Raw genomic sequence first — 12,302 nt, 5'->3', positions numbered from 1 at the left:
CGACAGCGTTACGGCGGTCATAGCGTCAGGGAAACGCCCGGTCACATTCCGAACCCGGAAGCTAAGCCTGACAGCGCCGATGGTACTGCACTGGTGACGGTGTGGGAGAGTAGGACACCGCCGGACTTCATTTCGATTGTGCCCCTGACCGGGGAGACCTGGTCAGGGGCACAGTCATGCCCGGGACGAAGTCGATGGCAGACTGTGGGAATGCCTCCTGCAATCTTTGAACCGTTGACCCTGCGTGGGCTCGAGCTCCCCGGACGAGTCTGGGTCTCGCCCATGTGCCAATACTCCTGCCGCCCCTCAGAGCCGGGGTTCGTGACCGACTGGCACCTCGCCCACCTCACGTCGTTCGCGGTCGGCGGCGCACCCCTGGTTCTCACCGAGGCGACCGCCGTGACGAAGGAGGGGCGGATCTCACCGTGGGACGCGGGGCTGTGGGAGGACCAGCAGATCACCGGGTGGGAGAGGGTCGTCCGTCAGGTGCACGAGGTGGGGTCCAGGATCGGCATCCAGCTCGGGCACGCCGGCCGCAAGGGTTCCGTGTTCGCCCCCTTCCACGACGAGCGAGGTTCCGTCTCGCTCGACGACGGAGGCTGGGAGACGGTGGGGCCCACCCCCCAGCCCTTCGGGCGCTATGACTCCCCGCGGGGCCTGAGGACGGACGAGCTGGACGGGATCATCCGGGCGTTCGCCCAGGCCGCCCGTCGTGCGGTGATCGCCGGGTTCGACGCGGTCGAGGTCCACGGTGCCCACGGCTATCTCCTGGCGCAGTTCCTCAGCCCCCTGGTGAACGACAGGACGGACGGCTACGGGGGATCCGACGCGGGCAGATCGCGTCTACTGGAGGAGGTCGTGGTCGCCGTACGCGCGGTGCTTCCTGACCGCATACCCCTGCTGGTGCGCCTCTCGGCCACGGACTGGTCCGAGCAGGCGCCCGGCGGTGTGGAGGGTGATCTCGATCGCACGATCGCCGTGGCTCAGCGGCTGGCGGGACTGGGTGTGGATCTCGTCGACGTCTCGACCGGCGGCAACGAGGCCCGGGCCAGCATCCCCGTGGGGCCTGGGTACCAGACCCGTTTTGCCGCGTCCCTGCGCCGGGAGCTCTCGATCCCCGTGAGCACGGTCGGCATGATCACCGACGCGCGCCAGGCGGAGCACGTGCTCGCCACCGGCCAGGCGGACGCGGTCATGATCGCCCGTGCTGCCCTGGCCGACCCCCACTGGTGGCACCGCGCTGCGCACACGCTGGGCCACGAGCTCCCGTGGGTGCCTCAGTACGGTCGGATCGTGGAGCGGTCCGTCTTCTGAGGGTGGTCGGCGGACCGGCGGACCGGCGGAGCCCGGGGATCGTCGGGACGGGTCGTCGTCGGTCAAGGTTGTGCAAAGTCTTGCAGGGTTTTGTCGTCTTGGCGACAAGTCTGGTCTAGAGTCAGTCAGTCACCCTGACTGTGCCCCATGAACCAGGAGCCGCAATGTCGCGTCCCGCCCTCGCCGGCGTTCTGTCCGGTGCCCTGCTGCTGAGCGCGGCAGCCGCCACTCCCGTCACCCTCGGGGTGGCGACCGCCTCGACGGCCACAGCCGCAGCGGCTCGGACCGTCACCCTCGTCGGGAACCTGCAGGACGAGCTCGGCTGCTCCTCGGACTGGCATCCCTCCTGCGAGGACACGGTGCTGCAGCCGGTGGAGGGGACCGGCTCCGTCTACAGCGGAACCTTCGAGGTTCCTGAAGGCGACTGGGAGTACAAGTTCGCCCTCGACGGCGGGTGGGACGGGGCCTACCCGAGCGGTGAGGCCAACCTGCCACTGAGGATCGGTGGCCCGGCCACGCTGGAGTTCTCCTTCGACACCGAGACCGAGGCCGTCGGCATCGTGCCGCAGGACCTGGCCGGGAGTGCGACCGATGCGGACGACGACCTGGCGCAGGACAGCCTCCGCGAGCACGTCACCGAGGAGCAGTTCTACTTCGTCATGGCCGACCGGTTCGCGAACGGCGACCGCAGCAACGACACCGCGGGGATCGAGGGGAAGCGGCTCGACCACGGCTTCGACCCCACGGACAAGGGGTTCTACCACGGGGGTGACCTGGCCGGGATCATGGACCGGCTGGACTACATCGAGGGGATGGGCACGACGGCCATCTGGCTGACGCCGAGCTTTGAGAACCGTGCGGTCCAGGGCAGCGGCGACGACGCCAGTGCCGGCTACCACGGCTACTGGATCACCGACTTCACCCAGATCGACCCCCACCTGGGGACGAACGAGGAGATGAAGGCGCTCGTCGACGAGGCGCACTCCCGCGGGATGAAGGTCTACTTCGACATCATCACCAACCACACCGCCGACGTCATCGACTACGAGGAGGGGGAGTACGGCTACCGCTCCAAGGGCGACTTCCCCTACACGGTTTCGGGCAACGACACCGTCTTCGACGACAAGGACTACGCCGGCACCGACACCTTCCCCGAGGTCGACCGCGGCTCCTTCCCCTACACCCCGGTGTTCCGCGACAGGGAAGACGAGACGGTGAAGGTGCCGGAGTGGCTCAACGACCGGCGGCTCTACCACAACCGGGGTGACTCGACCTTTGCCGGGGAGTCCAGCGAGTACGGCGACTTCGTCGGCCTGGACGACCTGTGGACCGAGCGCCACGAGGTCGTCGACGGGATGATCGACATCTACGCCGAGTGGGCCGCGTTCGGCATCGACGGCTTCCGGATCGACACCGTCAAGCACGTCAACCTCGAGTTCTGGCAGGAGTTCAGCCCTGCTGTGCTCGACGCCGCCCGTGAGAGCAACGAGGACTTCTTCATGTTCGGCGAGGTCTACGACAACAATCCCGACTACCTCTCCACCTTCACCACCGTGGGAAAGCTGCAGAGCGTCATCGACTTCGGCTTCCAGTCGCGCTCGATCGACTTCGCCAAGGGCGCGCCCACCACCGCGCTCCGGGACTTCTACGCCCAGGACGACTACTACACCGACACCAACTCCAACGCCTACATGCTGCCGACCTTCACCGGCAACCACGACATGGGCCGCGCCGCGATGATGCTCGCCGAAGACCACTCCGGTGCGGACCTGCAGGCACGGGTCGAGCTCACCAACGAGCTGATGTTCCTCACCCGCGGGCAGCCGGTCGTCTACTACGGCGACGAGCAGGGCTTCATCGGCTCCGGCGGCGACAAGGACGCCCGCCAGGACATGTTCGCGACGGAGGTCGACTCCTACGCCACCCAGCCGCTGGTCGCGGCGCCGTCGGGATCGCGCGACCGCTACGACACCAACCACCCGCTCTACCGGCAGATCGCGGCGCTCTCCGACCTGCGCGAGCAGCACCTCGCCCTCGTCGACGGTGCTCAGATCCACCGTTACGCCAGCGCGGCCGCCGGCGTCTACGCCTTCTCCCGTGTCGACGCCGACGAGCTCGTCGAGTACGTCGTGGTGGCCAACAACTCCAGCAGCGCCAAGCGCGTCACCGTCCCCACCTGGTCCGAGAAGGCACAGTTCACCGCCGTCTACGGCGACACGACCAAGGTCAAGACCGGCACCGACGCCCGCCTGTCCGTCGAGGTGGCCCCGCTGTCCGTCGAGGTCTACCGTGCCGGCAAGGCCCTGACGCCGCGCCAGGAGGCCCCCGCGGTCTACCTCGACTCCCCGTCCGCCGGTGCTGTCGTCGGCGGGCGCGCCGAGATCGGCGCCTCCGTCCCTGAGCACACCTACGCCCAGGTCACCTTCGCCTACCGCCCGGTCGGTGTGGACGACTGGACCGTGCTCGGGACGGACGACAACGCCCCTCACCGCGTCTTCCACGACGTCTCGGGTATGCCGTACGGCACCCTGCTGGAGTATCGCGCCGTCCTCGAGGACCACTCGGGCAACGTCTCCGCGTCTTCCTCCTACGGGATCGTCGGCGAGCCGACCAGCAGCGCCGGTGGCGGTGGCGGCGGCGGCGAGCCCGTCGGCCCCGTCGAGCAGCCGGCGACCGTCTCGGTGCCCGGCAGCCACAACTCCGGGATGGGATGTGGGGCCGACTGGGCACCGGACTGCGAGCAGGCGCAGCTGTCCCTGGATGCGAAGGACACGGTCTGGAAGGGTACCTACGACGCCCTCCCGGCAGGCAGCTACGAGTACAAGGCCGCCGTCAACAAGAGCTGGACCGAGAACTACGGCGCCGGTGGCGTCCCCGGCGGCGGCAACATCGCCTACACCACCGACGGCGGTCCGGTGAGCTTCTACTACGACCACGCCCGTCACTACGTCACCTCCGACGCCGAGGGCCCGATCATCACCGCCCCCGGCTCGATGCAGAGCGAGCTCGGCTGCCCCGTCGACTGGGCCCCCGACTGCATGCAGCCCTGGCTCGTCGACCCTGACGGCGACGGGACGTACACCTGGTCCAGCACCCAGGTGCCTGCCGGCAACTACGAGTTCAAGGTGGCCCACGGGCTGGCCTGGGGCGAGGACTACGGCCAGGACGGCGGGAACGTGCTGTTCTCCGTCCCCCGCGACGGCATCGTCACCACCATCAGCTACGTGCTGGAGACCCACGAGATCTCCGTGACCACGAGCGAGGCGGGCGTCGCGCCCGACCTCAGCACCTCTCGCGCCTACTGGCTGACCCCCGACCTCCTCGCCTGGCCCGCCCACAGCGCCGACCAGCCGGAGCTGACCGACTGGCGCCTGCACTGGTCGCCCGACGGCGGCCTGGCCGTCGACGCCGAGGCCGTCACGGGTGGGAGCTCGGCCCCGCTGTCCTACGACCCGGCCGGTCTGCCCGCGTCGGTCGTCGAGGACTTCCCGCATCTCGAGGGCTACCTCGCGCTGCGGCTCGACAAGAAGACGGCCAAGCAGGCCGGCGAGATCCTCAAGGGTCAGGTCGCGGTCGCGATGTACGACGACCTGGGCCGGCTGAGCGACGCCACCGGCGTCCAGATCCCGGGCGTCCTCGACGCCCTCTACGCGCAAGAGGCGACGCAGACGGCCTACGGGATCACCTGGAACGGCAAGAACCCGACGCTCACCCTCTGGGCGCCCACCGCGCAGGACGTCGACCTGCTGCTGTGGCCGACGGGCAGCGAGAAGGACCCGCAGCGGGTGGAGATGAAGCGCGCGGACGACGGCTCCTGGACCGCGCGGGGCAAGAGCTCCTGGACCGGTATGGAGTACCGCTACGAGGTGGACGTGTACGTGCCCGCCACGGGCAAGGTCGAGACCAACCAGGTCACCGACCCGTGGTCGGTCGCGCTGACGCTCAACTCGGAGCGCTCCGTGGTCGTGGACCTGCGGGACCGCCGCTGGCAGCCCGAGGTCTGGCGCACCAGCACCGCCCCGGTGCTCGAGGACGAGGTCGACCAGAGCATCTACGAGCTGCACGTGCGCGACTTCTCGATGGCGGACCCGGACGTGCCCGAGGATCTGCAGGGCTCCTACCTGGCCTTCGACGAGGACGGCTACGGCCGTCGCCACCTCGAGGACCTCGCCGAGGCCGGGCTCAACACCGTCCACCTGCTGCCGACCTTCGACATCGCCTCGATCGAGGAGGACGAGTCCGAGCAGTCCGAGCCGGCCTGCGACCTAGAGTCGTTCGCGCCCGCCAGCGATCAGCAGCAGGCCTGCGTCACGGCCGTCTCGGGCGACGACGTCTTCAACTGGGGGTACGACCCCTGGCACTTCATGGCCCCCGAGGGGTCCTACGCCTCCACGGCGAAGGCTGCCCACGGCGGCCAGCGGGTCGCCGAGTTCCGCACCATGGTCGGCGGGCTGCACGAGTCCGGCCTGCGCGTCGTCCTCGACCAGGTCTTCAACCACACCGCTCAGGCGGGCCAAGGAGAGAGGTCGGTGCTCGACAAGGTCGTGCCCGGCTACTTCCACCGCCTGAACGCCACCGGCGCGGTCGAGACCTCGACCTGCTGCCAGAACGTGGCGACCGAGCACGCCATGGGGGAGAAGCTCATGGTCGACGCGGTCGTGCTCTGGGCCTCGGACTACAAGGTCGACGGCTTCCGCTTCGACCTCATGGGCCACCACTCCCGGGACAACATGGAGGCGCTGCGGGCCGCGCTCGACGAGCTCACCCTGAAGCGCGACGGCGTCGACGGCTCGCAGGTCACGCTCTACGGAGAGGGCTGGAACTTCGGCGAGGTCGCCGACAACGCCCGGTTCGACCAGGCCTCACAGGGTCAGCTGGACGGCACCTCGATCGCCACCTTCAACGACCGTCTCCGCGACGGCGTGCGGGGAGGCGGACCCTTCGACGAGGACCCGACCGAGGACAAGGGCTTCGGCTCCGGAGGGACCAGCGCCAACGACACGGACCTGGTGCAGATCGGTCTCGCCGGCAACCTGCGGGACTTCGTGCTGCGCAGCCAGGAGACCGGTGAGGAGGTCCCCGGTGACCAGATCAGCTACAACGGCTCCCCGGCCGCCTACGCCGAGGACCCCGACGAGGTGGTCAACTACGCGGACGCCCACGACAACGAGACGCTCTTCGACTCGCTGACGTTCAAGCTGCCGCAGGACACCCCGATGGCGGACCGGGTCCGGCTCAACACCCTGTCGATGGCGACGGTCACGCTGAGCCAGAGCATCTCGTTCTGGCACGCCGGCTCCGACCTGCTGCGCAGCAAGAGCCTGGACCGCAACTCCTACAACAGCGGCGACTGGTTCAACCTGCTCGACTTCACCCAGGAGGACAACGGCTTCGCCCGTGGCCTGCCGCCAGCGGCCGACAACGAGGACAAGTGGGACGTGATGCGCCCGCTCCTGGCCGACACCACGCTCAAGCCGGCCCCGGCCGACATCGAGACGGCCAGCGCCATGTCGCAGGACCTGCTGCGGCTGCGCTACTCGACCGACCTGTTCCGGCTCGGCGACGCGGACCTCATCGAGCAGAAGGTCTCCTTCCCGGTGTCCGGCACGGACGACGGCGACCCTCAGGTCATCGTCATGCACATCGACGACACCGTGGGCGCCGACGCCGATGCCGGGCTCGACGGGGTGGTCGTGGTCTTCAACGCCTCGGGAGAGGCCGTCGACCAGGCCGTGCCGGGACTGGAGGGGGAGCTCCTCGAGCTCTCGGACGTCCAGGCCGACGGTGCCGACGACGTGGTCACAGCAGCGACGTGGGACAAGAGCACCGCCACCGCCAGCGTCCCGGCCTACACGGTGGCCGTCTTCGTGCAGCCCTGACGGGGCGCGCTGCGGCTACCCGGTCGGGTGCGCGAGGATGGACCTGACCGGTTCCGCACACCCTCCGGAAAGGTGCTGGACGATGCCGCACGCGGGCTCCCCGACCCCTCCACCCGGGTCCACCCCGGACCCGTCGTCGTCACCGGTGCGGATCGGGGTGCTCACCTCCGGGGGAGACTCACCGGGGATGAACGCCGCCGTGCGCGCGGTGGTGCGGACCACCCTGCGCCTGGGCGGTGAGCCGTATGCCGTGCTCGAGGGCTGGCGAGGCGCCGTCACCGGGGGCGACCTGATCCGGCCGCTGGGCTGGAGCGACGTCAGCGGGATCCTGCAGCGGGGCGGCACCGTCCTGGGCACGGCGCGGTCCCCGGAGTTCGTCCAGCGGGACGGACGCCGTCGAGCGGTCCGCAACCTGGTGCAGCAGGGCATCGACCGGCTCGTCGTGATCGGCGGGGACGGGTCGTTGCGCGGCGCCGAGGAGCTGCGCACCGAGTGGGCCGAGCTGCTCGACGAGCTCGTCGCCTCCGGCGAGGTTCCGGCTGCGGCCAGGGACGCCCACCCGAGGCTGGTCGTCGCGGGGCTCGTCGGGTCGATCGACAACGACATGGCCGGCACCGACATGACGATCGGGGCGGACACGGCCCTGCACCGCATCATCGCGGCGCTGGACGCCATCGGTTCGACCGCCGCCAGCCACCAGCGCACGTTCGTCGTCGAGGTGATGGGTCGGCACTGCGGCTACCTCGCCCTCATGGCCGGCATCGCCGGCGGTGCCGACGCGGTGCTCCTGCCGGAGGGACCGCCCGCGCAGGGCTGGCAGGCCGGCCTCGTCCAGTCCCTCGAGCGGGCCCGCTCGACCGGCCAGCGAGACGCCCTGGTCATCGTGGCCGAGGGTGCCACCGACCTCGACGGCAACCGGATCACCAGCGCCGACGTCGAGGCCGCCATCGGCGAACGGCTGGGGGAGCGCGCCAGGGTCACCATCCTCGGGCACGTGCAGCGGGGCGGTCGCCCCTCGGCCTACGACCGCTGGATGCCGACCCTGCTCGGGCACGCTGCGGCCCGGCAGCTCCTCGAGGCCGGTCCCGACGCTCCGTCGCAGGTCGTGGGGGTGCGGCACAACACCGCGACAGCCAGCTCGCTGCCGGCGTCCGTGGCAGCGACCAACACCGTCCGGGACGCGCTCGCGGCGCGCGACTACGCCACCGCCGCCGCGGCCCGCGGCTCCTCCTTCGTCACCCTCACCCGGCTGGTGGGGCAGCTGACCCGAGCCCCCGAGCAGCCCGTCGACGGCCCTCCGTCGCGCCGGGTAGCCGTGCTCCACGTCGGCGGCGTCGCCCCCGGCATGAACACCGCGGTGCGCGCGCTGGTCCGGTTCGGCCTGAGCAGCGGCCTGTCCGTGCTCGGGGTGCAGGGCTCCTTCGAGGGGCTGGTCGAGGGTCGGCTGCGCGAGCTGGGCTGGGCCGAGGTCGACGGCTGGGTCGGTCAGGGCGGCGCGGTGCTCGGCACCAGCCGTCGACTGCCCGACGAGGCGACCGTCGCCGCGGTGGCGGACTCGGTGCGTGCGCACCGGCTGGACGCCCTGGTCCTCGTGGGCGGTCTGGACGCCTACCGGGCCGCGGCGCTGCTCGACACGGCCCGTGCTCAGCACCCGGAGCTGGCGCTGCCGGTCGTCTGCCTGCCCGCGTCGATCGACAACAACCTGCCCGGGGCGGACCTGTCGGTGGGCGCCGACACCGCGCTCAACACGATCGTGGAGATGCTCGACAAGATCCGCACCTCGGCCTCGGCCACCCGCCGCTGCTTCGTGGCCGAGACCAAGGGCGGCCGGTGCGGCTACCTGACGATGATGAGCGGGATCGCCTCGGGCGCCGAGCGGGTCTACCTGCCCGAGGACCGACTGCGGATCGCCGAGATCGCCGAGGACGCCCGGCGGATGACCCGCGCCTTCGAGGAGGGGTGCCGGCTCTACCTCGTGCTGCGCAACGAGAAGGCCTCCGAGCACTACACGACCGACCTCGTGGCCCGCATCTTCGAGGAGGAGGGCGGTGCCCTCTTCGACGTGCGCCACACCGTGCTCGGCCACGTCCAGGACGGCGGCGACCCGACCCCCTTCGACCGGCTGCTGGCCACCCGCCTCGCCCGGGCCGCGCTCGACGAGGTCCTGCGGCAGCTGGCGGCAGGAGAGCCGCAGAGCTGCTCGGTCGGGGAGGTCGGGGGTGAGCTGCGGGTGACGTCGGTGGACCGGCTCGAGGAGGAGGTCGACGTGGAGCTGGGCCAGCCGCGCGCTCCGTGGTGGACCGACCTCAGACCCCTGGTCGGGCTGGTCTCCGACCGTCTGCGCGACCCCGCCGCCCATCCCGTCCCGCTCGTCCGCACGGAGGACGCATGACCTACCGCCCCCACCCGGGTCCGCGCACGATCGACCTCGCGCAGGCCCGGGCGCACTGGCTGACGCGCGACCTGCTGGCGCTCCCGGCCGCCGACCTGCCGCACGACCTCCCGGTGCACGACCTGACCTGGCGTCTGGAGAGCGCGCCGCTCGGCGGGCTGGGCGTCCACGACGAGCCGGGTGCGGGGCACGCGCTGGTCCACGACGAGCACGGGCTGCCATCGGACGTCCTCGCCCGGGTGCCCCACCTCGCCGGCTGTCTCGCGCTGCGGCTGGGGACCGTCGGGTCCGCCGAGGCAGAGGAGCTGCTGCGGGGCCAGCTGGCGCTGGTGGTCCGCGACCACTCCGGTGGTCCGCACGAGGGGAGGGTCCTGCTCGCCACCTCGGTGCAGGTGCCGCACGTGCTCGACGACCTCTACGCCGAGAGGGCCGTGCAGCGCGGGTATGGCGTGGGCTGGCACGGTGCGCCCGGCACCGACGGGCGCACCCCGACCGTGACGGTGTGGGCGCCGACCGCGCTCGCCGTCGACCTGCTCCTCTGGGACGGGACCCCGCCCGACGGGGGGACCGCTGCGTGGGCGCCGCCCGGTGAGCCCGCGCGCCACCCGATGACCCGCTCGGACGACGGTGCCTGGTCGGTGACCGGCGACCCTGGCTGGCGGGACCGCTGCTACCTGCTCGAGCTGCGTCACGTCCTCCCTCGTGGGGGTGGCGTGCGGGCGGTGCGGAGCACCGACCCCTGGTCGGTGGGCCTGACCACGGACTCCACCCACTCGGTGCTCGTCGACCTGCAGGACCCGGCCTGGGCCCCGGGCGTCTGGTCCGGCACCCCGGTGCCGGCCCCGGTCCGCCCGGTGGACCAGACCATCTACGAGCTGCACGTCCGGGACTTCTCCCGCGAGGACCCCGACGTCCCTGCCGAGCTCCGCGGCTCCTACCGCGCGTTCGGGGTCGAGGGGCACGGCCGTCGCCACCTGCGCAGGCTCGCGGAGGCGGGGATGACGACGGTGCACCTCCTGCCCGTCTTCGACCTGACCTCCGTCGAGGAGGACCCGGCGCGCCAACGGCAGGCGGACCTGGCCGTGCTCGAGGAGCTGAGCCGGCAGGACCCGGCCGGGCAGGAGCAGCAGCGGCTGGTCCGCGCGCACGCGCTGCGCGACGCCTTCAACTGGGGCTACGACCCGTGGCACTTCCTCACCCCCGAGGGGTCGTACGCGTCCTCGGCGCGCGACGCCCACGGCGGCGAGCGGGTCGCGCAGTGCCGCGAGATGGTCGGCGCGCTGCACGGGCTGGGGCTGCGGGTCGTGCTCGACCAGGTCTACAACCACACCACCGACTCCGGCCTGGCGAGGGCCTCCGTGCTGGACCGCGTCGCACCGGGCTACTACCACCGGCTCGACGCCGACGGGCACGTGGAGACCTCGACGTGCTGCCAGAACCTGGCGACCGAGCACCGGATGGCCGAGAAGCTCATGGTCGACGGGTGCGTGCTGTGGGTGCGGCACTACCGCGTCGACGGGTTCCGCTTCGACCTCATGGGCCACCACAGTCGTGGCAACCTCGAGGCGGTGCGTTCGGCGCTGGACGCCCTGACACCGGCGCGCGACGGCGTCGACGGGTCGGCGGTCACCCTCTACGGGGAGGGCTGGAACTTCGGCGAGGTCGCCGACGACCGCCGTTTCCACCAGGCCGTGCAGGGCCAGCTGGACGGACTAGGGATCGGCACCTTCAACGACCGGATCCGTGACGCCGTGCGCGGAGGTGCCGTCCACGACGACGACCCGCGCGCCGGGCTCGGCTTCGCCACCGGCGGTGCCGACCCGCACGACACCGACCTGCTCCAGATCGGTCTGGCCGGGGGCCTGCGGAAGCTGCGGCTGGTGTCGCAGAAGACCGGGAGGGAGGTGCTCGGACGCACGGTCCGCTACGGCGGCGCCCCCGCCGGCTACGCCTGGTCCCCCGAGGAGGTGGTCAACTACGTCGACGCGCACGACAACGAGACGCTGTGGGACACCCTCGTGCTCAAGCTGCCCCGGGTCACCACGATGGACGAGCGGGTCCGCCGCAACACCCTTGCCCTGGCGACAGTCACTCTCTCCCAGGGCATCTCGTTCTGGCACGCGGGTGCCGAGCTCCTGCGGAGCAAGAGCCTGGACCGCAACAGCTATGCCTCCGGCGACTGGTTCAACCATCTCGACTACACGTTGCGGCACAACGGCTTCGGCCGCGGACTACCACCGGAACCGGACAACGGGCGCCGCTGGCCGCTGATGGCCACCCTGCTCGCCGACCCCTTGCTCGTCCCGGGGCCGGACGACATCGCGCGGGCGTGCGACGCCGCCCTCGACCTGCTGCGCGTCCGCCGCGACCTTCCGCTGCTGCGGCTCGGCACCACAGAGAGGGTGCTCGGCGCGGTGTCCTTCCCGGTGTCGGGCACGGCCGTCGGTCGACCCGACCTCGTCGTCATGCTGGTCGACGGCACGGCGGGGGAGCGGGTTGACCCGCGGACGTCCGGCGTGCTCGTCGTCCTCAACGGGGCCGTCGAGGGCGCGACGGTCCCGGTGCCGGGTCTGGCGGGGCAGCGCTGGGTGCTCTCCGCTGCGCAGCAGGACGGTGCGGACGACGTGGTGCGCCAGACGGCGTGGGAGCCCGCGACCGGCACCGTCCGGGTGCCGGGAATCACGGCTGCGGTGCTGGTCCGCACCGACGGGTAAAGG

At 71.2% G+C, this 12,302-nt stretch carries 4 protein-coding genes and 1 rRNA gene; all 5 read left to right on the top strand.

The window, feature by feature from the left end:
* The first annotated feature begins 9 nt into the window (after positions 1 to 9).
* The 5 genes from rrf to pulA (ACI3ET_RS08865) all read left to right on the top strand — a co-directional run bounded on the left by rrf (position 10) and on the right by pulA (ACI3ET_RS08865) (position 12,299).
* A 5S ribosomal RNA gene (rrf, locus tag ACI3ET_RS08885) occupies positions 10 to 126 on the top strand.
* 84 nt (positions 127 to 210) lie between these two features.
* A complete protein-coding gene (locus ACI3ET_RS08880) occupies positions 211 to 1,314 on the top strand; it encodes an NADH:flavin oxidoreductase/NADH oxidase (RefSeq protein WP_405032655.1) in 1,104 nt (367 codons plus the stop codon).
* A 164-nt stretch (positions 1,315 to 1,478) separates the two neighbouring features.
* Positions 1,479 to 7,193 carry a pullulanase-type alpha-1,6-glucosidase gene (pulA, locus tag ACI3ET_RS08875; RefSeq protein WP_405032654.1) on the top strand — a complete coding sequence of 1,905 codons (5,715 nt, stop codon included), beginning with the start codon at positions 1,479 to 1,481 and terminating at the stop codon, positions 7,191 to 7,193.
* Between the two features lie 82 nt (positions 7,194 to 7,275).
* The gene (locus tag ACI3ET_RS08870) at positions 7,276 to 9,585 is read left to right on the top strand and encodes a 6-phosphofructokinase (protein ID WP_405032653.1); all 2,310 of its coding nucleotides are present in this window, start codon (positions 7,276 to 7,278) and stop codon (positions 9,583 to 9,585) included.
* Entirely contained in the window at positions 9,582 to 12,299 is a 2,718-nt protein-coding gene (gene pulA, locus ACI3ET_RS08865; RefSeq protein WP_405032652.1) for a pullulanase-type alpha-1,6-glucosidase, read from the top strand. The genes ACI3ET_RS08870 and pulA (ACI3ET_RS08865) overlap by 4 nt, the downstream gene beginning before the upstream one ends.
* Positions 12,300 to 12,302: the final 3 nt, after the last annotated feature.

The sequence above is a fragment of the Ornithinimicrobium jinqii genome (assembly GCF_045032595.1).
In the GTDB taxonomy this organism is placed as follows: domain Bacteria; phylum Actinomycetota; class Actinomycetes; order Actinomycetales; family Dermatophilaceae; genus Ornithinicoccus.
Note: the sequence above shows the minus strand (reverse complement) of the source record. Positions and strands in the feature narration are given on the sequence as shown.